We start from the raw sequence: 21,713 nt of genomic DNA on the forward strand, positions 1-21,713 counted from the left end.
TCCCTAGAAGGTGAAGCGGACGCCGCCGAAGCCGCCGATCGGGGCGGCGGGGCTGTAGCTGCGCGGATTGCTGGCGGTGGGCGCCTGGCTCAGGAACACCGAATCGGTAGGGGAGAAGGTTCCGTAGGTGTAGTACCGGGTGTCCGCCACGTTCTCGATCCGGCCGAAGACCTGCAGATTGTGGGTCACCTGGTAGCTGCCGTAGAAATTCAGCACGAAGAAGCCCGGCAGCTTGGGCGTCAGGTTGGCCTCGTCGCCGAACAGGAAGGTCCCGCTCTGGCCGACCGCCATGGCACCCAGGGTCAGCCGCTCCGTCGCCTTGATGTCGAAGCCGAGCTTCACCTGGTCGGCGGGAATGCCGGGCAGCTTGTTCCCGGTCTGGATGGCGAGGTTGCCGTCGCCGTCCGCCGCCGGGTTGCTGCCGCCGGATTCCACGAAGCTGGTCCGATAGGTGGCGTCGGTGTGGGCGTAGTCGACGTAGGCCTGCCAGCGGTCCGTCACCAGCCGCGCCCCGGCGTCGACGCCTTGGCGGCGCGTGCGGCCGACATTGGTGAAGAAGGCGCGGCCTTGGGTGACGCTGTTGACGAACAGGATGTCGTTGTCCAGGTCGGTCCGGTAGAGGGCCAGGTTGTAGCTGAGGGTCGCGCCCGCGAACGGCTGGAACCCGCCGTGCGCGCCGGCCTCGAAGGTGTGGGCCACCACCTGCTTCAGGTCCGGGTCGCCGACGAAGAAGTTGGCCAGGCTGCAGGAATCCGCCGGGCTGGCGCAGGACAGCTCCGCCGGCGTCGGCGCGCGGTTGGCCTCGGCGTAGCCGCCGTAGAGCGTGACCCAGGAGGCGGCCTTGTAAGCCAGGCCGATGGCCGGGTTGAAGCGGCTGTAGCTGTGGGCGCCAGTCAGGTCGCCGCCGTTCATGTCCTTCAGGTCGATGTCGGCGACGTTGTAGCGCGCCGAGGCGGTCACCGAGAGCTCCGGCGTCAGGTTCAGGGTGTCCGAGCCGAACACCCCGTAATAGTTGTCGGTCACGCCGACATGGACCGGGACGTTGTCGCCCGGCTCGTCGATCACCACGCCCGGGCCGACGAACTCCCGGCTGACCGCGGTGATGCCGCCGATGAAGGAAATGCCGGAGAAGTCGGTCTGGGCCCCGTCATAGCTCGCGCCCAGCACCGCGTGGTTGGTCAGGCCGAACAGCTTGTCGGTGTTCACCACCTGGGCGGAGACGCCGTAGCCGTCGGTGTTGGTGGTCTGGTCGTCCAGCTCCGAATAGGCGAACGGGCTGTCGCCCAGGAAGGCCGGGATCGTCGCGCCGCCCAGGGTGGTGCTGGGCCCGGAGTCGCCGCAGAGCAGGCCGGAGCCGTCGTCGCAGGGCGTGTCGTTGGCGCTGTTGCCGTTCACCACCAGCTGCCGGAAGTTGTCGTAATAGACCACGCCCTGCACCGAGGTGGTGGGGCTGAGCTGATAGCCGCCCGAGCCGCTGATCTGAGCGAAGCGGTTGGAGACCTTGTTGGGCGCGGTGAACTGAGCCGCCGGATCGGCCGCCAGCAGCTCCACCGGCGAGGTGCCGGGGCCGTTCAGGACGGAGTTGGCCAGGGTGACGTTGAGGTGCGCCTCGGCCCGCTCGCCGCGCCAGCCGAGATCGCCATATAGGCTCTGGATGTCCGAGGACTGCAGGTCACGCCAACCGTCCTCGTGCAGGCCGGAGATTGCGACGTAGAGGGCGGTGTTCCCGACCTTCGCGCCGTACTGGACGTCACCCTGCACCTGGCCGAACGACCCGCCCGACAGGTCCGCCTCGCCGCCCTGGTAGGTGAAGCCGGTCTTCAACTGCACGTTCAGCGAGCCGCCCAGGGCGTTCAGGCCGAAGACCGGATTGGAGCCCTCCACCGTCAGCCGGTCGATGGCGAGGTTGGGGATCAGGTCCCAGTTGACCGTGTCGCCGAACGACTGATTGAGGCGCACCCCGTTGGCGTAGACCGCCAGGCCCTCGGAGGTCCCTTGCAGCGGCGAGGCCTCGAAACCGTGATAGAATAGGGTCGGCTGATAAGGGTTGCCCGCGGCCGAATCCAGATTGACGCCGCCCACCTGCTGGTTGAGGGCGTTCAGGAGGTCCGGCGGGCCGGTCCGGGAGATGTCACGGGCGGTGACGACGTAGGTCTCGACCGGCGCCTTGTCCCGCTCGAGGTTCGAACCGGGCAGCGGCGAGGCCGCGACCACCACCAGCTCAGAGACGGGATTCGAGGCCGGGCCCGCCGTCTGGGCCGACACCGCCGCCGGCGTGGCCGCCAGCAGAAGAGACGCCAAATATCGGTGCTTCAAAACCTGTCGCTCCCCGCAAATCTTTTTTTATTCAAGCCGTCAGCGCGGCGTTCCCTCGGGGGTAGAAGAGGCGTCGGAGCGCGGCAATGGCGCCCGTTCCCGATCAAATCGGGAATTCTTCCCGATCCGCGATCGAGGCCTCATAGGCGCGCCACAGCTTGGCGGAATTGCATGGAAAATTTTAAGCCGTATGGCTCGAATGGCGGCAGGCTCCGTGCAAGTCGGCGTTGAGGAGATCGCGTGCCCCGTCTCGACAGGATCTGGACCTGGGCGTTCTGCGGTCTGGCGGCGAGCATGCTGGCCGGCTGCGGCGGCGGAAGCAGCGGCAACGGCGGCATGGCGATGCAAAGCCCGCCGCCCGCCACGACGACGACGGCCGCCCCGGAAACCTGCGCCCGCCCCGCCGCCGGCGCCGTGGCCACATCGCCGCCGGACCTCTACAGCCAGAACGGCGTGCTGAAGGTCTCGCTGGACTATGTGACCACCACCGACAGCGACGGGCGCACCCTCTTCTGCTTCGTGACGCCGGACGGGCTGGAATCGCCCTCCCTGCACCTGCGCCCCGGCGACACCCTCGACATCACCCTGACCGACCGGGTCCCGCCGGTCAGCGGGGCCTCGACGCCGATGGTCATGGGCGTGGGCTCCAACGTCTGCGGCGCGGCGGCGAGCGACGCGAGCTCGGTGAACATCCATTTCCACGGCGCCAACACCGCGCCCACCTGCCACTCCGACGAGACGATCCACACCACGGTCAACTCCGGCCAGACCTTCACCTATTCGGTGAAGCTGCCCTGGGACGAGCCGCCGGGCCTCTACTGGTACCATCCGCACATCCACGGCCAGTCGGACACCGCGGTGCAGGGCGGCGCGTCCGGGGCGATCGTCGTCGACGGCATCGAGAACCTCCAGCCGGCCGTCGCCGGCCTGCCGACGCGGCTCCTGGTGATCCGCGACCAGAACGTCGCCGACGCGCCGGGGCCCAGCCGCGCGCCCTCCGGCGGCGTCCGCCACGCGGGCATCGCCCCGCCGTCCTGGGATCTGACCCTCAACTATGTGCCGATCGCCTTCCCCACCGAGGTCCCCGCGGTGATCGGCATTCCGCCGGGGCGGCAGGAGTTCTGGCGCGTGCTGAACGCCTCGGCCGACACCGTCACCGACCTGCAGCTCGTCTACGACGGCGTCGCCCAGCCGCTGCAGCTGGTGGCCCTCGACGGCGTGCCCACCGGATCGCAGGACGGCAAGGGCCAAGGAACCCTCATGCCGGTGACCCACATCATGCTGCCGCCGGCCGGCCGCGCCGAGTTCATCATCACCGGCCCCGCGGCCACGGTCCAGAAGGCGGCCCTCGTCACCCAGGCGATCGACACCGGCCCGCAGGGCGACTTCGACCCCGCCCGGACGCTCGCCTTGCTGCAGACCAGCGCCACGGCCGTCGCGGCGGAAGGCTCGATCTGCACCGCGCCCATGCCGCAGCCCACCGCCGCGCCGCCCGGCAACCGGTTCGCTGGCCTTACTCCGCGCATGGTGACGGCAAACCGGACGCTCTATTTTTCAGAAGTCCAGCAGGGCAACGGCGACGACGCCAGCACCAGCTTCTTCATCACCGTCGATGGCGCGACGCCCACGGTGTTCAACGCCGCCAATCCGCCGGCCATCGTCACCACCCAGGGGGCGGTGGAGCAGTGGACGATCGAGAACCGCTCCCAGGAGCTGCACGCCTTCCACATCCACCAGATCCACTTCAAGCTGATCGGCGAGAACGGCCAGACCCTGCCGGCCGCGCAGCAGCAGTTCTACGACACCTTCCTGGTGCCCTACTGGACGGGAAGCGGCCCCTATCCGAGCATCACGGTCCTGATGGACTTCCGCGGGCCCGTGGTCGGCGACTTCGTCTACCACTGCCATATCCTTGACCATGAGGATAACGGCATGATGGCGATCATCCGGGTGCTGCCGCGCCACTGACGGCGCGGACTAGGCCGGGATCGCCGCCAGGGTCTCGTCCAGCCAGTCGTAGATGCGGGCGAAGGCCAGGCGGCTCGCGCCCACCTGGCAGTGGGCGCCCGCGCCCTCGGCCTCAGTGAAGCGGACCATGGTCTTCTTGCAGGTCAGGTGATCGTAGAGCACCTGGGGCTGGCCCTTGTAGAAGAGGTCGCCATCGGCGTCGCAGACCAGCGTCGGGCAGCGGATCTTCTCGGCGACCCCGCCCGACAGATTGTACTCCAGCGCCTTGGCGAAGTAGGCGCGGGGGTTGGACGCGCCGAAGGCCCACATGCCGTGGGTGACGGCCCAACGGGCCACCGGCGAGGCCTTCATCATCCCGGTGAGGATGGGATCGAGCGGCGACGGGCCGGGCGGCGCCTTGATCATCGCCAGGAAGGCCTGGCGCTGGGCCGGCGGGACCTGCGCCAGGTAGGGCGCGCCGTTGTCGAAGACGCCGTCGTTGGCGATGCAGGCGGCCAGCCGGGGCTCGAAGGCCGCCGCGCGCGGGGCGAGATAGCCGCCCATGCTGACGCCCATGAGCGCGATGCGCTTCGGATCGACGCCCTTCTGCTTCAGGGCGAAGTCGACGACCGGCGTGACCACCTTCTCCCAGTCGGGGCGGAAGGGAAGGCCCGCCCGGTGCAGGGGACCGAACTGGCCGGGGCCGTCGAAGACCAGGACGTTGTAGCCGCGCTCCACCGCCGCGGTCGCGCCGGACCAATGCATCTCCTCGGCCGAGCCGTCGAAGCCGGTGTTCAGGAGCAGCAGCGGCCGCCTCTTGGCCGAACCATCCACCCGGTGCAGGTAGCCGGGGAGCGTCGTCCCCTCATAGGGGATCTCCACGGGCTCGATGGGCGTGGGCCACAGCTTGACGGCGGCTTGATAGGTCTCGACGGCGCGCTTGTAGGCCCGCGATACGCGTGGGTCCTTTGGATTGGCGTGCAGGAAGAATTCCGACGAGCGGTAGGCGTTGGACGCCCGCAGGAAGTTGTCGCGGGCGCTGACCTTGTGGCTCCGGACGAGCTGCCCTTCGGCTTCCTTCGCCAGGCGGTCGCCGGCGGCGTTCCAGGCGTCGTACCAGCTGTCGTAGTCGCCGGCCTTGATCTGGCGCGAGACCGCCAGCACCTCGCCGAAGGAGCCCGCGCCATATTCATCGGCGCCGAACATCCGCACCGTCTCGAACCAGAACTGGTCGTCGTCGGGGAACAGTGGCGACGTCTCCGTCGGCGTTGCAGGCGGAGTTTGGGCGACCGCGGCGCCGGCGGCCAGCGCCAGGGCGGGGCCGAGCGCGAAAAGGGTTCTACGGTCCATGGGTGTCCTCCGCCGGTCAGGCTGCACTGTGCGACAGTCCTTGCGCCTTCTTCCGAACTAATGCAAATTATTTTGCGTTAAGGAGACGACCTTCATGGCGACCCCACGGCCAGGCGGCCGCACCGCGCGGACCAAGGCGCAGGCCTTCGAGGCGGCCGCGGCCTTACTGGCGGAGCGCGACGCCGCCGACATCGCCATGACCGACATCGCCGGGCGCGCCGGGGTCGCGGCGACCAGCCTCTACCGGCGCTGGGGCGACGTACGCAGCCTGCTGACCGAGATGGCGGTGGAGCGGCTGATGGAGGACTCGCCCTTGCCGGACACCGGCTCCCTGGAAGGCGACCTCAGGACCTGGGGACGGACGGTGGCTCAGAGCCTGTGCAGCCGCGAGGGCTCGGCCTTCTTCCGCATCCTGATCGCCACCGCGCCAACCGAGGACGCCGACCGCGTAGGCCGCATCACCGCGCTCGGGCCCCGCATCCAGCAGATCTACGACCTGATCACCCGCGCCCTTGAGCGCGGCGAACCCGCACCCGGCGTCATGGACGTCACCGACTATCTGCTCGCCCCCATCTATGTCCGCGCCCTGTTCGGCGTCCCCGCCGACCAGAGTGTCGCCGACCGCTTGGTGGACCGCCTGCTGGCGATGGCGAAGGCCGGGCAGTTGGTGAGCGCGCCGCCATAGAAAGGGCCGGCCGTCAGCGAGATTGTTCATCCAGCCCGATCGCCCGCTCCACCCGCGGATCCGGGATGAACCAGATCCCGGCCACCAGGACGTAGAGCGCCAGGGACGCCAGGGGCTGGACGAAGGCCAGCGCCACGCCGGCCACGTAGATCCCCACCGAGATTTTGCCCTTGACGTCCCGGCCCACCGCCCGGGCCAGAGCCGAGCCAGGCCCTTCATGGCGCACCAGCAGGGCGATCAGGATGGCGAAGGCGACGGCGCTCATGATCAGCACGACGCCGTAGAGCGCCACCGGCGCGGTCGACAGATAGTTCTCGCCCATCCAGGCCGTGACGAAAGGCACCACCGACAGCCAGAACAGCAGGTGCAGGTTGGCCCACAGGATCGGTCCGTTGACCGTCTGACACAGGGTCAGCATGTGGTGATGGTTGTTCCAGTAGATGCCGACGTAGATGAAGCTCAGCACATAGCTCAGGAACACCGGCAGGACGGGGATCAGGTCCGCCGCCGCCACACCGTGCGGGACCTTCAGCTCCAGCACCATGATGGTGATGATGATCGCCAGCACCCCGTCGCTGAACGCCGCCAGCCGCTCCTTGCCCATGATCGCTCCCGCCGCTGGAAAGCGACCTTAGGGCGTCCGCGCCGCCGCCGTCACCCTCGGCTCTGTCCCGGCCCCGGACGGGCGGCTATCCTGGCGAAGTGGCGAGCCGAAGGTGCGAGTGGGTCCGGTGACGAAGAACGCGAACATCGTCCCCGTCGCCTGGATCGAGGACGGCTGGATCTACAGCAGCCAGGCCGAGCAGCACGGCAAGTTCTGGATCGACGGCGCCAACCACATCTGGGGCCCCGACGGCGCCGCCGACCTGGACACCCGCCACTGGATCGCCAACGGCTGGATCTGGGGCCCCGTCGGCGCGCCCGACGCCTACACCGGCTTCTACATCGCCGCCGGCTGGATCTACGGCCCGGGGTTCAAGCTGCCGTTTTTGTGAGGGTCCGGCGCGCGCGGGGTTCTGGCGGAGAGGGTGGGATTCGAACCCACGGTGCCCGTAAAGGCACGCCGCATTTCGAGTGCGGTGCTTTCGACCACTCAGCCACCTCTCCAGAGCCGGCGCCGGACCCGGAGAATAGGGGGTCCGCTGAGCGAGGCGCGGAACCTACTCATCCGACCCCTTGGAGGCAAGAGCGGCGCTTCAACGCGGCCCGATGCGGTCAGCGCGGGTACAGCACCATCTGGGTGCAGCGGAACAGCGCCATGGTCTTGCCGGTGGTGCGGTTGACCGCCTCGGCGTCCCAGACCTGGGTCATGCGCCCGCCGTGGGCCAGGCGCGCGCGGCATTCCACGGTCTCGCCTTCCTTGGCGGTGCCCAGGTAGTTGGCCTTGAGCTCGATGGTGGTGAAGCCGGTGGCGCCCTCGGGCAGGCTGGCCACGCAGGCGTAGCCGCAGGCCGAATCCACCAGGGCGATCACCGAGGCGGCGTGCAGGAAGCCGTTGGGCGCCATGTGGCGGCGCTCCACCGTGAACCAGCCGGCGGCGCGGCCATTGGCGACCTCGTCCCATTGGATGCCGAGCTCGCCTGGCAGGGCGCCCTTCTGCCGCTCGGCGAAGTCCGCCGCCACATTGCCGTCCAGCATGCCCGTCTCCCGTTCGTCGGCCCTTTCGGATGACCTAGGGAGCCTCGCAACCGAAACCAAGGCCTTGCCGCCGCCGCATCCTTGAGGGGAGAGTGGCGGCCCCGCCGAGGATTGCGGCGGACCGGACGATTTCAGAGCGGGCGGGCGCTAAGACCCGCCGAACATTGGCCCGCCAGACATTGGGAAAGACGCCATGGCCGAAGACAAACCCGACCTCGCCGCCGCCAGCTTCGGGACGACCACCGCGCCGGAGATGATCTCCCTGGGCGCGAAGCTGAGGCAGCACGCGACCTTCCAGCCCAATGCGCCTGCGGTGAGCTGCGGGCCGGCCAGCCTGACCTACGCCGAGCTGCACCGCCGGACGAACCGGCTGGCGCGCGGCCTGCAGGCGTTGGGCGTCAAGCACGGCGACCTGGTGACGCTGGGCCTGCCGAACGGGGTGGGCTTCGTGGAGGCCTGCTACGCCATCTGGAAGCTGGGGGCGACGCCGCAGCCGGTCTCCTTCCGCCTGCCGAAGGGCGAGCTGGAGGCGATCGTCGAGCTCGCCAGGACGCCCATCGTCATCGCCGACTTCAAGCACGAGATCGACCGGCCGCTGGTCACGGTGGACGACATCGCCGCCAGGTCCTCCGACGATAGGGACCTGCCGGACGCGACCGCGCCGATCTCCAAGGCGCCGACCAGCGGCGGCTCGACCGGGCGGCCGAAGCTGATCCTGGCCGGCCAGCCTGGGGTGACCACCAAGGAGACGCCGGAGATCGGCGGCTGGCGCCTGACGCCCAATTCCATCGCCGTCCTGCCGGCGCCGCTCTACCACAACGCCGGCTTCGGCATGATGATGTCCGCCATCTCCCAGGGCTGCCACCTGGTGGTGATGCCGCGGTTCGACCCCGAGGCGACCCTGGCCGAGATCGAGGCGCGCAAGGCCACCTGGGTCTATGTCGTGCCGACCATGATGAACCGCATCTGGCGGCTGCCGGACGCGGTGCGCGAGCGCTATGACGTCTCGTCGCTGGAGACCCTCTGGCACCTGGCCGCGCCCTGCCCGGCCTTCCTGAAGGAGGCCTTCATCCGCTGGATCGGGCCGGACAAGGTGATGGAGCTCTACGCCGGCACCGAGGCCCAGGCGATAACCGTCATCACCGGCGCCGAATGGCTGGAGCACCGAGGCTCGGTCGGCCGGGTGATGATGGGCGAGATGAAGGCGGTGGGCGAGGACGGCCGCGACCTGCCCCCGGGCGAGGTCGGCGAGATCTACATGCGCCGCCCGGAAGGCGCGCCGCCGACATACAAGTACCTGGGCGCCACCGCCAAGGCCATCGAAGGCGGCTGGGAGAGCCTGGGCGACATCGGCTGGTTCGACGCCGAGGGCTACCTCTACCTGGCCGACCGGCGCACCGACATGATCCTGGTGGGCGGCTCCAACGTCTATCCGGCCGAGATCGAGGCGGCGCTGGAGGAGCATCCCCAGGTGCAGTCGGTGGCGGTGATCGGCCTGCCCGACGACGACCTCGGCAACATCATCCACGCCATCGTCCAGACCAAGGGGACGGTGAGCCCAGAGGATCTTAAAGCCCATCTGGCCGACCGCCTGGTCAGCTACAAGCAGCCGCGCACCTACGAGTTCGTCGACGAGCCCCTGCGCGACGACGCCGGCAAGGTGCGCCGCTCGGCTCTGCGCGACGCACGGCTGAAGACGGAAGAGGCCTGACCCGGGGAGCGGCCATGAGCATCAAGGGCAAGGCCTACATCATGGGCGCGTTCGAGCATCCGCTGCGCGACGCGCCGGACAAGACGACGCCGCAGCTGCACGCCGAATGCGCCAGGGGCGCGCTGGCCGACGCGGGGCTCACGAAGGACGACATCGACGGCTATTTCTGCGCCGGCGACGCCCCGGGGTTCGGCGCGCTTTCCATGATCGACTACATGGGGCTGAAGAACGTCCGCCACCTGGACTCCACCGAGACCGGCGGCTCGTCCTACATCGTCCATGTGGGCCACGCGGCGGAGGCGATCGCGGCGGGCAAGTGCTCCGTGGCCCTGATCACGCTCGCCGGCCGGCCCCGACAGGCGCGTGGCGCCGGCGGGCGCGGCGGCGGCTTCGGCGAGCCGGCGCCGGAGGCGGGATTCGAGAACATCTACGGCGGCTCGACCCACAACACCTACGGCATGTGCGCCATGCGGCACATGTACGAGTACGGCACGACCAGCGAACAGCTGGCCTGGATCAAGGTCGCGGCCAGCCATCACGCCCAGTGGAACGAGCACGCCTTCCTGCGCGACGTGGTCACCGTCGAGGATGTCATCAGCTCACGGATGATATCCGATCCGCTGCATCTGCTCGACTGCTGCGTCGTGACCGACGGCGGCGGCGCGCTGATCGTCACCAGCCCGGAAATCGCCAGAAGCCTGAACCGGCCGAAGGTGCGGGTGATGGGCGCAGGCGAGGCGCCGAAGGGCCCGCGCGGCGGGCTCGATCTGGACCTGACCCACTCGGGCGCCGTCTGGTCCGGACCGAAGGCTTTCGGAGAAGCCGGCGTAACGCCCGCGGACATTAAATATGCCTCGATCTACGACAGTTTCACCATCACCGTCCTGATGCAGATCGAAGACCTGGGCTTCTGCGCCAAGGGCGAGGGCGGAAGGTTCGTGTCCGACGGGAACCTGATCTCCGGCGTCGGCAAGCTGCCGTTCAACACCGACGGCGGCGGCCTGTGCAACAACCACCCCACCAACCGCGGCGGCATCACCAAGGTGATCGAGGCGGTGCGCCAGCTGCGCGGCGAGGCGCACCCGAAAGTGCAGGTCCCGAACTGCGACCTGGCCATCGCCCACGGCACGGGCGGCTCGCTGGGCACGCGCCACGGCTCGGCGACGGTGATCCTGGAACGGGAGGCCTGAAGATGTCGGAAGCTTCCAACGACCCGATGGTTCGGCCCATTCCGGCGCCGGTGGTCAACCTGGAGACCCAGGCCTTCTGGGACGCCGCCAGGGAAGGCCGGTTCCTGATCAAGCGCTGCGTCGACTGCGGCAAGGCCCACTGGTACCCGCGCGCCATCTGCCCTTACTGCGCCTCCGGCGAGACCGTGTGGGAGGAGAGTCCCGGCGAGGGGGCGATCTACACCTATTCGGTGATGCGCCGCTCGCAGACCGGCCCCTACGCCATCGGCTATGTCACGCTCGACGAGGGCCCGGCGGTCCTGACCAACTTCCTGGGCGTGCCGCCGGACGCGCTTTCCATCGGCCTGCGGGTCAAGGTGCGCTTCCAGGACACCGACGGCGGGCCGCCCGTACCGGTGTTCGCGCCGATCTAGGCGCCGCGTCCGATCCGGGCGATGGTCGGTGGACGCCGCGCCCGGCGCCAGAGCCGGGGGCTCTGAATGGCCATATCCGACGCCAGCGAGCTTGCGCCGCCTGCTCGAGTCCACGCTCATCACGGCGCGGTGGGACTGCTGGGGGCCATCGGCCTGGTCGCCGGCAGCATGGTGGGCTCCGGCATCTTCCTCCTGCCGGTCAGCCTGGGGGCCATAGGCTCGATCTCCATCCTGGGCTGGATCGCCGCCACCGCCGCGGCCCTCGCCGTCGCTGGGATGTTCGCCTGGCTGGCGGGCGCAGCCCCGCAGGCCAAGGGCCTGCCGGGCTATGTGGAGGCGGGCCTGGGGCCCGTCTTCGGCGTGCAGACGGCGACGGCCTACTGGGTGGGCTGCTGGACCGGGATGGTGCCGATCGCCATGGCGGTGGCCGGGGCCGTAGGCTATCTCGCGCCGGCGCTCGCGGGCCCCGCGCCGCGGCTGATGCTGACCCTGGCCTCGATCTGGCTGAGCGTCGCCGCCGCCTGGATCGGCCCGCGGGCGGTGGCGCGCGTCGAAGGCGCAACGCTGGCGGTGGGCTTGGCGCCGGTGGCGATCGCCGCCACCCTGGGCTGGCTCGCCTTCCATCCGGGCCTGTTCCTCGCCGCCTGGAACCCGAAGGGATTGTCCCTGCCCGCGGCGGTGGGCCCCTCGGCGCTCACCGCCTTCTTCGCCTTCCTGGGCGTGGAGTCCGCGGCGGCCACAGCCGGCGTGGTGCGCGATCCGGCGCGTAATGTCGGCCGCGCCAGCCTGATCGGCGTCGTTGTCGTGGCCGCGCTCTATATCAGCGCCTGCTGTGTGCTGATGGGCATCCTGCCCGCCAATGCGCTGGCCCGATCGAGCGCCCCCTTCGCCGAGGCGGGCCAGGTGGTGTTCGGCCTGGGCCTGGCCGGCGTGATCGCGGTCTGCGCCCTGCTGCGGGCTCAGGGCTGCCTCACCGGCTGGGTGCTGGTGACCAGCGAGACCAGCCGCAGCGGCGCCGACGCGGGCGTCTTTCCCCGCCTCTTCCGCACCCGGCCCGGCGAGCGCGCCTCGGCGATCAACCTGCTTGCCACCGGCGGCCTGATGACCCTGGTGGCCACAGGCACGACCTCGCCCAGCCTCGGCCAGCAGTTCGCCACCCTCGCCGACGTGAGCGTACTGCTCAGCCTCTACAGCTACACCCTGGCCGGGGGGTCGCTGATCCGGCTGTCGGGAGGCCTCGCGCCCGCCCGACGGTGGCCCGCAAGGATGACCGCGCTCGCAGCCATTGCCGCCAGCCTGATCCTGATCGCGTCGGGCAAGCCGATCGAGCTCGGCTTCTGCCTGGTTCCCATCGCGGCGTCAGCGCTGCTGTATCTCTGGCTGCGCCGCCGCTAGTCTGCGGCATGGGGCAGGACCTGGGAGAGCGAGATGCTGCGCGTCGATCTCTATAGCGGCGAGGAGGCGTTCCGGACCGACCGGACGGAGGTGCTGCGGCGGTCCTGGCAGTTCGTCGGCCACACGGCCATGGCGCCCAATCCCGGCGACTACATCGCCGAGGACGTCGGCGGCGCGCCGGTGGTGGTGGTGCGCAACGCCGAGGGGGCGCTGGCGGCCTTCCACAATGTCTGCCGCCACCGCGCCGGAGCCCTGGTGGCTGACGGCGCGGGCCATTGCGGCGAGGCCTTCACCTGCCGCTACCACGGCTGGCGCTACAGCCTGGACGGCCGGTTGCGCAACGCTGTCGATTTCGGCGCGGCGCCCGGCTTCGATCCGCGCGAGTTCGGCCTGTTCCCCGCGCGGGTGGAGACCTGGCGCGGCCTGGTGTTCGTCAACCTCGACCTGGACGCCGCCCCGCTCAGCGAGTCGTTCGCGCCGCTCACCGACCTCGCGCCGTTCCCGGACTTCCCGCTCACCGAGCGCCGCAGCCACCGGCTGGCCTGCAACTGGAAGACCTATGTCGAGAACTACCTGGAGGGCTATCACCTGCCGATGGTCCATCCGGAGTTCGACGCCGATGTGGTCGTGGCCGACTACCAGGTCGACATCGAGGGCGAGGTGATCTTCCAGTGGGCGCCGGCGCGCGACGCCTCCGTCTACGCCGGGACCTGGGCGTGGCTGTGGCCCAACCTGGCGATCAACACCTACCGCCACGGCTCCATGATCGAGCGCATGACCGCCGTGGGTCCGGAGGAGACGCGCCTCGACTATTTCTACTTCTTCGATCCGGCCCGCGCCGCCGAGCTGGCGCAGATGTTCGAGGCCTCCGACCGGGTGACCGCGCAGGACAAGCAGGTCTGCGAGGAGGTGCAGCGCAACCTCAGCGCCGGGATCTACCGCGGCGGCGTGCTGTCGCCGAAGCACGAGCGTGGGGTCGCCTGGTTCCAGGCCCGCATCGCCGACGCGCACGGCGAGCCCGCGCCGGCAAAGCTCGCAACGATTTCAGCCTGACCGCGGCGACGACGTAGATGCTCCCCCTCAGGGGGAGCTCTCAGCGAAGCTGACTGAGGGGGTTCAAGCCCACGACGCCGGAGGTGAAACCCCTCCGGCGCTTCGCGCCACCTCCCCCTGAAGGGGAGGATTTTTAGCGCCGCTTACTCTCCGCCGGTCTTGGCGGCGCCGCCGGCTTCGGCCTGCTTCTTCTCATCGGCGCGGGCGCCGGCCAGCATGCCGGTCAGGGCGTAGTTCCCCTCGTGGCAGGCGTATTCGTAGACCTGGCCCTTGGTGGTGCGCATCTGCACCTCGCCGCTGAACGGCGTGGCGTAGACGGTCGGATCCTCCACGGTGAACTGATAGGAGATCGAGTTCGGCCCGATCCGGCGGAAGCGTTCGATCACCTTCTGGTTCGGCGAGGCGCCGCGCAGCCCTTGTTCGGGACGCATGTTGGTGGTCTCGACCACCAGGGTGTCGCCTTCCCAGTGGCCGACCGAGTCGCCCATCCAGAGCTTGATGTTCGAGGGGCCATGCTGGGCGTTCAGCCGGATGTGGCGCACGTCGTGGACCATCTCCACGTCGATGGCGATCTCGTCCTTGGTCTGCACGATCTGGTAGGTGTTGTTGTACATCAGCGGCAGCATCGGCGGACCGGCCGACGAGCCGAAGGAGAGCAGGCAGCGCTCGCCCAGGCTGAAGCCTTCCGGATTGTCGGTGCGGTGCGCCATGCGGGCGCGGGCGGCGGCGGGGTCCGGCGCGCCGGACGCGCGCGGCGGGAACTGGCCGTTGGCCGGCGAGGTGATGATCGAGGCGCGCTTCTCGCCGTTGATGTCGATCAGCGTGGTGCCGGGATCCTTCCAGCCCTGATTGTAGCCGCAGTTGAAGCCGGAGATGCCGTCCGCGCCACAATCGGCGTTCTTCAGGTCCTTGACCGTGGCGTCGGGCGGGGTCGGCGCATCGGCTCGGGCAATCTGGGCGCGGGTGGCGCCCTCCAGTTGGTCGGCTTCCTGTTTGGTCAGCACGTTCCGGGTGCCGAACTTCGGGTCGCGGGTCAGCGGCGTGATGGTGGCCGTCGTCCAGTTGCCCTGCAGGTCCGGCTGGCCGTACGCGGTGCGCGGGGCCGTGTAGGACCCGCCGGCCTGAGCCAGGGCCGCCGAGGCGCTGAGCGAGAGGACGGCGCACGATGCGGCCGCCAGGAAATGGGTGCGATTGGAAATGGGCATGGCCAAATGTCCTCCGGCCGACTCTTGCCGGTCGGCGCTGCCTACAGAATAGACCGACGCTATCAGATGGGAAGAGCCTCGGCGACAAGACGGTCGATAAGGAAGCCGGCCTCGCGCGGGCGCCGGACGCGGTGGGTCTCAAGATGCGCAAGCCGCGGATCGGCCAACATCGCCTCATAGGCCGCGCGGCGGCGGCGAAAGGTGTCCCAGGCCCAGCGGATCGGATGGTCCTTGTCCAGCCAGCGGCGGACGTCCTCACGGTTGCCGGTGCCCTCCCAGAGCTCGTCGCGGGCGATGGCGCGGACCACCGAGCGGCGGATCACCCGCGCCATGACCACCGGCCGCGTGTAATCCAGCCAGACGAGGTGGGTGGCGCGCGCCAGGAAGAGGTCGCGCACGGCGGAGTAATTGCCGCAGGCGGTCCAGGCCTCGGCGGCGATCGACGCCCGCACCCGGCCGCGCAGCTTTTCGGGGTCAACCTGGCTGAGGTTGGTCCAGCCGGGGTCCCAGTTCAGGGCGTCCTGCTCGATGTGCGGCGCGCCGATGCGCTCGGCGAGGCGCCGGGCGAACGTCGACTTGCCCGACCCCGTCGAGCCCATGACCAGGACGCGCACGACGGGCTCACGCGGGTTCGTCTTCGCCGAGGCCGACGCCGAACTCGGCCAGCACCTCCTCGGTGTGCTCGCCCAGCCGGGGCGGGTGGCGCCGGATGTTGGCGGGCGAGCCCGCGAACTTCACCGGCGGCCGGATCTGCTTGTAGGCCCCGCAGTCGGGATGGTCGTAGTGCTCGAAGAAGCCGACGGCGGCCAGGTGCGGGTCCGCCTCCAGCTCATCCAGGCGGTTGGTGCGCACCACCGGGATCGACAGGGGCTTCAGGAGCGCGAGCCATTCCTCGGTGGTCTTGGTCCCGGTGACCGTTTCCACCAGGCCGTAGAGCTCGTGGGTGTGCTTGGCGCGCGCGGCGTAGTCGGAGAAGCGCGGGTCCTTCGCCAGGCTGTCGCCCCAGCCGGCCACCTCGAAGAACTGGTCCCACTGCTTGTCCGTGTACGGCAGGAGGCCGATGTAGCCATCCGCGGTCTTGAACGGCTTGCGGTTGGGATTGACGACCCGCGGATAGCCCCATTGGCCCAGCGCCGGTTCGAAGGTGTGGTCGTAGAGGTGCTCGACCAGCAGGAAGCTGGTGACGCATTCCAGCATCGGCACCTCGACGAACTGGCCCTCGCCGGTGCGCGCCTTGTGCAGCAGGGCCGCGGTCACCGCCTGGGCCATGAAGAGGCCCGAGACCTTGTCGGCCACCAGGGTCGGCAGGATGCGCGGTGTGTCGTTGCCGTCCGTACGCGGCAGGACGTCGGCCAGGCCTGAGGCGGACTGGATCAGGTCGTCATAGGCCGGCTCGCCCGCATAGGGGCCGTCGGAGCCGTAGCCGGCGGCGTGGACATAGATGATGTCCGGCTTCACCGCCTTCAGGTCCTCATAGCTGAGGCCCAGGCGCTTCAGCCCCTCGTAGCGCACCGAGGCCGCGAAGACGTCGCAGCTCTCCACCAAGCGCTTCAGCGCCCGTTGCGCGCTGGGCTCTTTCAGGTCCAGCACGATGGAGCGCTTGTTGCGGTTGATGGTCAGGAAGATGGGTCCGAGGTCGCGCGGCGCGCCCTCCGGGACATGGCCCGGATAACGCATGATGTCGCCGCCGCCGCCGCGACGGCCGCCGGGGTCCTCGACCTTGATCACATCGGCGCCCTGGTCGGCCAGGATCTGGGTCGCATAGGCGCCGTTGACCACGCTGGTCAGGTCCAGGATGCGCACGCCGCTGAGCGGCCCCGTCGCCTTGCCGGCCAAGGTCTTGGTCTTCGTCACGTCACGCTTTCCCACTTACCGCTCCCCACGCCGCTTCCGGTCGTTATGTTCAGCCCAGTCTACAAAGATAGAGCGCGTGACGGGAGAGCCTACGGACTCGAACCCGCCGAAGCGCGTTTCCCGGAGGCGGTGAGACGCAGGCGTCCGGCGCGCAACATCGGCGTGACGCCAGTACGGCATAGAGGCCCACTAGAGTGGGAGACGACCATGAAGCTGAACCGTCTTGCCGGCCTCGCGGGGATCGCGGCCCTCATCCTCGCCTCGGCGGCGTCCGCGGCGCCTGAGAAGGGCTGCTTCTTCGTCCGGGACATCGGCGACCGCGTCGCGGCCGGTCCGCACACCCTCTACTTCAAGGTGAAAGACATCGATCACATGCACGCCGTCGCCTACTTCCATGTGGAGACCAAGGGCGACTGCGTCACCGGCGGCACGCCGCGGCATGAGGCTTTCGAGGTCTTGAGCGGCATTCTGTCCTCAAGACACGCCGAGATGATCTGCAAGCCGGCCGACGTCCAGATCCGGTCCGAAATCGCCTGCCCGATCGACACCATCGAGCCGATGACGCCGCAGGAAGTCGCCGCCCTGCCGCACTTGATCCGGCCCTAGCCGCGCTCGAACCGCTCGCCCGCCACCCGCTCGCACTCGGCGGCCAGCTCCTTGAACAGCAGGGAGAGGATCACCAGCGCGCGGCCCTCCACGTCGGCGCGTTCGGCGCCGGCGGGCCAGTCGACGACCATGTCGAATTCGATTTCCGGCGTCATGGCGTTCCGGCCGCGCACCTTGACGATCGCCGAGCCGGCCTCGGCGGGCTGGGCGACGGCGGTGACCTCCCAGCGCAGCTGGTCGTTGGTCTCGTCCATCAGCCAGCGCCCAAGGCGGCGGCCTCGCGGGCCAGCGCGGTGATGCGGCCCCAGTCGCCGGCGCGGATCGCTTCGGCGGGCGCGACCCAGCTGCCGCCGACGCAGACCACGTTGGGCAGGGCCAGGTAGTCAGCCGCGTTGGCCGCGTTGACCCCGCCGGTCGGGCAGAATCGGGCCTGCTGGAAGGGGCTCGCGAAGGCCTTCAGGGCCTCGATCCCGCCGACGACATTGGCCGGGAAGAGCTTGAAGTTGGTGAACCCGGCGGCCAGGCCGGCGATCAGTTCGGTGGCCGTGGCGATCCCGGGCAACAGGGGCGCGCGCTCCCCGGCGGTCTCGCCCTCGATCAGGCCCGGGCTGACGCAGAACCTTGCGCCCGCCGCGGCGGCGGCGCGGCGCATGGCCGGGTTGAGCACGGTGCCGGCGCCCACGACGCCGCCCTCAACCTCGCCGGCCATCCGCTCCAGGCAGTCCATGGCGACCGGGGTGCGCAGGGTGATCTCCAGCACCGGCAGGCCCCCGGCCACCAAGGCGCGGCCGAGCGGGACCGCGTACGCCACATCCTCGATGATCAGCACCGGGATCACCGGGGCGAGCCCGAGGATCTCATCCAGGCTCAAGTCGTTCCCTGAAGGGGGAGCCGCGCTCACATGCGCTCCATCATCGAAAGCTCCCGCGCAGCCCCGATGATCGCCGGATAGGGATGCACCACCAGCGAGGTGGGGATCTGCTGCAGGTAGGACGACAGCCGGCCCTTGGCCTCGAAACGGGCGCGGAACTCGCTCGCCGCCAGCCGCTCGACCATGCGCGGCGCGATGCCGCCGGAGATGAAGACCCCGCCGCGGGCGCCGAAGCTCAGGGCCAGGTCGCCGGCCACCGAGCCCAGGATGGCGCAGAAGCGATCGACGGCCTCGGCGGCCAGGACGTCGCCCTTGCTGGCGGCTTCGAACACCGCCTTTTCGTCGGCCAGGTGCGGCTCCATCTGGCGCAGCTTGCCCATCACGCCATAGAGCTCGAACAGGCCGCGGCCGGAGAGGATGCGCTCAATGGAGACCCGGCCGTGGATAGTGCGGAACTGGCTCCAGATCTCCACCTCCAGGTCGTCGGAGGGGGCGAAGGCCGCGTGGCCGCCCTCGGTGGCCACCGCCACGTCGCCGCGGTCGCTGCGCGCCAGGCCCGCCACCCCGAAGCCCGTGCCGGCGCCCAGCACCACCATGGGGCAATCCGGCGGCCCGCGCCGGGGCGGCCCGAGCACCTTGAGGGCTTCGCCGGTCAACATCGGACAGGCCAGGGCCTGGGCGGCGAAGTCGTTGATCAGCTTGACCGCCTCGAACTCGAACTGGGCGAGGAGGTCGCCTTCGGAGACCTGCCAGTCGAGATTGGTGAACTCGATCTCGCCGTCCACCACCGGCCCGGCCACGGCGATCACCGCGCGTGGAACGCGCTTGCGGCCCATGGTCCGCTCCAGGTAGTCGGCGATGATGTCGTTCAGCGAAGAATAGTTGGCGGACGGATAGATGTGCAGGTTACGCACCCGGCCTTCGGCGTCGATCAGGGCGAAGCGGGCGTTGGTGCCGCCGACGTCGCCGACCAGGCCGGTGTAACTGGGCTTCATCAGGCGGCCTCGAACAGCGAGCAGGCGCCGGTGTCGGCGGTCCCCGCGGCGCGGCGCATCAGGCCGAACAGCTCGCGGCCGTAGCCGGGGACGGACGGCGGGGCCTTGGCGCGTTCGCGTCCCATGAACTCGTGGGTGTCCACCTTGATCTCCAAAGTCCCGTTGTGCGCGTCGAGCCGAATCACGTCGCCGTCGCGGACGCGGGCCAGCGGTCCGCCGTCGGCGGCTTCCGGCGTGACGTGGATCGCCGCCGGGACCTTGCCCGAGGCGCCCGACATCCGCCCGTCGGTGACCAGCGCCACCTTGAAGCCCTTGTCCAGCAGGACGCCCAGCGGCGGGGTGAGGTTGTGCAGCTCCGGCATGCCGTTGGCCTGCGGGCCCTGGAAACGGACCACGGCGACGAAATCCCTGTCGAGCTCGCCGCGATGATAGGCGGCCTGCAGGTCGTCCTGGCTTTCGAACACCGCCGCCGGCGCCTCGACCACCAGATGGTCGGGCTTCATCGACGAGGTCTTCATCACCGCCCGGCCGAGCGGGCCCTTGAGCAGACGCAGGCCGCCCTCGGTGTGGAAGGGATCGTCCACCGGCCGCAGGATGTCGCGGTTCAGGGACCGGGCCGCGCCCTCGCGCCAGACCAGCTTGCCGCCGTCGAGGAAGGGCTCGGCCTGATAGCGGCGCAGGCCCTGGCCGGCCACGGTGAGCACGTCGTCATGGGCGAGGCCCGCGTCCAGCAGCTGGCGCACCACGAAGGCCATGCCGCCGGCGGCATGGAAGGCGTTCACGTCCTCAGCCCCGTTCGGATAGACCCGCGCGATCAGCGGCGTGACGCGGGAGAGGTCGTCGAAATCCTCCCAGGTCAGCAGGACGCCCGCCGCGCGGCCCATGGCGATCAGGTGCAGGGTATGGTTGGTGGACCCGCCCGTGGCCAAGAGGCCCGCGAGCATGTTCACCACGCTCTTGACGCCCACCACCTGGGCCATGGGCGCATAGGCGTTGGCCCCGTCGCGGATCTCCACCGCCCGTTTGGCCGCGGCAGCGGTGAGCGCGTCGCGGAGCGGCGTGTTCGGATGCACGAAGGCCGCGCCCGGCAGGTGCAGCCCGGCCATCTCCATCATCATCTGATTGGAGTTGGCGGTGCCGTAGAAGGTGCAGGTGCCGGGCCCGTGGTAGGAGGCCATTTCCGAGTCCAGAAGTTCCTCCCGCGTCGCCTGGCCCTGGGCGTAGAGGGCGCGGACGCGGGCCTTCTCGTGGTTCGACACCCCCGAGGTCATCGGCCCGGCGGGGACGAAGATCACCGGCAGGTGGCCGAAGCTCAAGGCCCCCATGGTCAGGCCCGGCACGATCTTGTCGCAGACCCCCAGCATCAGGGCCGCGTCGAAGGCGTCGTGGGTCAGGGCCACGGCGGTGGCCATGGCGATCACGTCGCGGGAGAACAGCGACAGCTCCATGCCCGGCCGGCCCTGTGTGACCCCGTCGCACATGGCCGGCGCCCCGCCGGCGTACTGGGCCGCCGCGCCGGCCTCGCGCGCGGCCTGCTTGATGATGGCCGGGAAGCGCTCCAGCGGCTGGTGGGCCGAGAGCATGTCGTTGTAGGCGCTGACGATGGCCAGGTTGGGCGCGGCGGGGTCGCGCATCATGGTCTTGGTCCCGTCGCTCTCGGCGGCGAAGGCGTGGGCCCAGTTGGCGCAGGAGAGCTTGGCGCGGCCGGTCCCGGCGGAGCGGGCGGACTCCATGCGGGCCAGGTAGTCGGCGCGGGTCGCGCGGCTGCGTTCGGCGATCCGTTCGGTGACTTCCGCCGTGACCGGATGCATGTGGCTATCCCTCGAAGCTCGGGGCCCAGAATACCCTCAGCGGAACCCGGTCCTGGTTAAGGACCGTACGCACGGGCAGGTCGGGCCCGGTCGCAGCCCCCTCGATCACCTGCCGCTTAGCCTCCCCGGCGATCAAGAGGAAGATGGCGCGGCTCTGCAACAACGCCGCGAACGTCAGGCTGATCCGCGGCACGGGCGGCGCGCCGAAGCCCTGGGGCGACTCCGCGACCAGGGCGGGGCCGTTCGCCTGGGCCATCACCGGGCTGCCGGGGATCAGCGAGGCGACATGGCCGTCCTCGCCCATGCCCAGCATCACCGCATCGAACGGCATCAGCTGGCGCAGCGCCGGCTCGGCATAGTCGGTCAGCGGCAGGAAGCGGGCGGCGGCGGCCTCGCCCACGAACAGGCGCTCGCGCAGACCCCGGGCGTTGGAATTCGGCGAGTCGGCGTCCACCTGCCGCTCGTCGGACAGGGTTACGGCCACATGCGCCCAGTCGAGCGGGGTGCGCGCCAGCCGGTCGTACACGCCGCCGGGAGAACGCCCGCCGGTGGCCACCAGGCTCGCATGGCCGCGGGCGGCAAGGCCGGCCGAGAGCCGTTCCAGAATGGCGGAGGCCACCGCGTCCGCCAGCGCCTCGCCGTTTTCGAAGGTCTCAACCATCATCCCGCCCTA

General features: G+C 69.8%; 21 protein-coding genes and 1 tRNA gene. 9 read left to right on the top strand and 13 right to left on the bottom strand.

From position 1 onward, the window contains the following. Positions 1-3 precede the first annotated feature (3 nt). The gene (locus tag E8A49_RS09080; protein ID WP_293379377.1) at positions 4-2,301 is read right to left on the bottom strand and encodes a TonB-dependent receptor; all 2,298 of its coding nucleotides are present in this window, start codon (positions 2,299-2,301) and stop codon (positions 4-6) included. Between the two features lie 255 nt (positions 2,302-2,556). Here E8A49_RS09080 and E8A49_RS09085 point away from each other — a divergent pair, with 255 nt between their 5' ends. Next, positions 2,557-4,284 carry a multicopper oxidase family protein gene (locus E8A49_RS09085; protein ID WP_293379379.1) on the top strand — a complete coding sequence of 576 codons (1,728 nt, stop codon included), beginning with the start codon at positions 2,557-2,559 and terminating at the stop codon, positions 4,282-4,284. A gap of 9 nt (positions 4,285-4,293) precedes the next feature. Here E8A49_RS09085 and E8A49_RS09090 read toward each other — a convergent pair whose 3' ends face one another. Beyond that, positions 4,294-5,613, bottom strand: coding sequence for an alpha/beta fold hydrolase (locus E8A49_RS09090; RefSeq protein WP_293379381.1), 1,320 nt, complete (start codon positions 5,611-5,613; stop codon positions 4,294-4,296). 94 nt (positions 5,614-5,707) lie between these two features. Here E8A49_RS09090 and E8A49_RS09095 point away from each other — a divergent pair, with 94 nt between their 5' ends. Next, the gene (locus tag E8A49_RS09095; protein WP_293379383.1) at positions 5,708-6,298 is read left to right on the top strand and encodes a TetR-like C-terminal domain-containing protein; all 591 of its coding nucleotides are present in this window, start codon (positions 5,708-5,710) and stop codon (positions 6,296-6,298) included. Between the two features lie 13 nt (positions 6,299-6,311). Here the strand turns inward: E8A49_RS09095 and E8A49_RS09100 are convergent, their stop codons facing one another. Continuing rightward, complete coding sequence (locus E8A49_RS09100; RefSeq protein ID WP_293379385.1) at positions 6,312-6,902, bottom strand: TMEM175 family protein; 591 nt, start codon at positions 6,900-6,902, stop codon at positions 6,312-6,314. 127 nt (positions 6,903-7,029) lie between these two features. Between E8A49_RS09100 and E8A49_RS09105 the strand changes: the two genes are divergently transcribed. Further along, the gene (locus tag E8A49_RS09105; RefSeq protein ID WP_293379387.1) at positions 7,030-7,293 is read left to right on the top strand and encodes a hypothetical protein; all 264 of its coding nucleotides are present in this window, start codon (positions 7,030-7,032) and stop codon (positions 7,291-7,293) included. A gap of 22 nt (positions 7,294-7,315) precedes the next feature. Here the strand turns inward: E8A49_RS09105 and E8A49_RS09110 are convergent. Then, positions 7,316-7,405: transfer RNA gene (locus E8A49_RS09110), tRNA-Ser, on the bottom strand. 108 nt (positions 7,406-7,513) lie between these two features. Continuing rightward, entirely contained in the window at positions 7,514-7,936 is a 423-nt protein-coding gene (locus E8A49_RS09115) for a PaaI family thioesterase (protein WP_293379389.1), read from the bottom strand. A 193-nt stretch (positions 7,937-8,129) separates the two neighbouring features. Between E8A49_RS09115 and E8A49_RS09120 the strand changes: the two genes are divergently transcribed. The 5 genes from E8A49_RS09120 (at position 8,130) to E8A49_RS09140 (ending at position 13,698) form a co-directional block, all read left to right on the top strand. Continuing rightward, positions 8,130-9,647 (top strand): AMP-binding protein, encoded by a 1,518-nt coding sequence (locus tag E8A49_RS09120; protein WP_293379391.1) that lies wholly within the window; start codon positions 8,130-8,132, stop codon positions 9,645-9,647. Positions 9,648-9,661: 14 nt separating this feature from the next. Next, entirely contained in the window at positions 9,662-10,837 is a 1,176-nt protein-coding gene (locus E8A49_RS09125) for a thiolase domain-containing protein (RefSeq protein WP_293379393.1), read from the top strand. 2 nt (positions 10,838-10,839) lie between these two features. Continuing rightward, positions 10,840-11,250, top strand: coding sequence for an OB-fold domain-containing protein (locus tag E8A49_RS09130; protein ID WP_293379395.1), 411 nt, complete (start codon positions 10,840-10,842; stop codon positions 11,248-11,250). A 66-nt stretch (positions 11,251-11,316) separates the two neighbouring features. Further along, entirely contained in the window at positions 11,317-12,645 is a 1,329-nt protein-coding gene (locus E8A49_RS09135) for an amino acid permease (RefSeq protein WP_293379397.1), read from the top strand. Positions 12,646-12,678: 33 nt separating this feature from the next. Then, the gene (locus E8A49_RS09140; RefSeq protein WP_293379399.1) at positions 12,679-13,698 is read left to right on the top strand and encodes an SRPBCC family protein; all 1,020 of its coding nucleotides are present in this window, start codon (positions 12,679-12,681) and stop codon (positions 13,696-13,698) included. A 143-nt stretch (positions 13,699-13,841) separates the two neighbouring features. Here E8A49_RS09140 and E8A49_RS09145 read toward each other — a convergent pair whose 3' ends face one another. From E8A49_RS09145 to E8A49_RS09155, 3 genes are all read right to left on the bottom strand, one after another. Next, on the bottom strand, positions 13,842-14,903 hold the full coding sequence (locus E8A49_RS09145) for a hypothetical protein (RefSeq protein ID WP_293379401.1): 1,062 nt from the start codon (positions 14,901-14,903) through the stop codon (positions 13,842-13,844). A gap of 62 nt (positions 14,904-14,965) precedes the next feature. Further along, entirely contained in the window at positions 14,966-15,517 is a 552-nt protein-coding gene (locus tag E8A49_RS09150) for an AAA family ATPase (protein ID WP_293379403.1), read from the bottom strand. A 7-nt stretch (positions 15,518-15,524) separates the two neighbouring features. Then, positions 15,525-16,757: a CoA transferase gene (locus tag E8A49_RS09155; RefSeq protein ID WP_293379405.1), complete on the bottom strand. Its 1,233-nt coding sequence runs from the start codon at positions 16,755-16,757 to the stop codon at positions 15,525-15,527. Between the two features lie 207 nt (positions 16,758-16,964). Here E8A49_RS09155 and E8A49_RS09160 point away from each other — a divergent pair, with 207 nt between their 5' ends. Next, positions 16,965-17,363: a hypothetical protein gene (locus E8A49_RS09160; protein WP_293379407.1), complete on the top strand. Its 399-nt coding sequence runs from the start codon at positions 16,965-16,967 to the stop codon at positions 17,361-17,363. On the opposite strand, the gene E8A49_RS09165 is transcribed toward E8A49_RS09160, so the two are convergent. From E8A49_RS09165 to pgl, 5 genes are read right to left on the bottom strand one after another with little or no spacing between them, the layout of a single operon-like run. Further along, positions 17,360-17,617, bottom strand: coding sequence for a hypothetical protein (locus E8A49_RS09165; protein WP_293379409.1), 258 nt, complete (start codon positions 17,615-17,617; stop codon positions 17,360-17,362). The genes E8A49_RS09160 and E8A49_RS09165 overlap by 4 nt on opposite strands. Beyond that, positions 17,617-18,234, bottom strand: a complete 618-nt coding sequence (eda, locus tag E8A49_RS09170) for a bifunctional 4-hydroxy-2-oxoglutarate aldolase/2-dehydro-3-deoxy-phosphogluconate aldolase (protein WP_293379412.1) — start codon at positions 18,232-18,234, stop codon at positions 17,617-17,619. Before eda ends, E8A49_RS09165 begins: the two co-directional genes overlap by 1 nt. Positions 18,235-18,260: 26 nt before the next feature. After that, the gene (glk, locus tag E8A49_RS09175; protein WP_293379415.1) at positions 18,261-19,229 is read right to left on the bottom strand and encodes a glucokinase; all 969 of its coding nucleotides are present in this window, start codon (positions 19,227-19,229) and stop codon (positions 18,261-18,263) included. Next, positions 19,229-21,040, bottom strand: coding sequence for a phosphogluconate dehydratase (gene edd, locus E8A49_RS09180; RefSeq protein ID WP_293379418.1), 1,812 nt, complete (start codon positions 21,038-21,040; stop codon positions 19,229-19,231). Before edd ends, glk begins: the two co-directional genes overlap by 1 nt. A gap of 4 nt (positions 21,041-21,044) precedes the next feature. Then, positions 21,045-21,701, bottom strand: a complete 657-nt coding sequence (gene pgl, locus E8A49_RS09185) for a 6-phosphogluconolactonase (protein ID WP_293379421.1) — start codon at positions 21,699-21,701, stop codon at positions 21,045-21,047. Positions 21,702-21,713: the final 12 nt, after the last annotated feature.

Source organism: Phenylobacterium sp. (genome assembly GCF_004799515.1).
Lineage (GTDB): Bacteria > Pseudomonadota > Alphaproteobacteria > Caulobacterales > Caulobacteraceae > Phenylobacterium.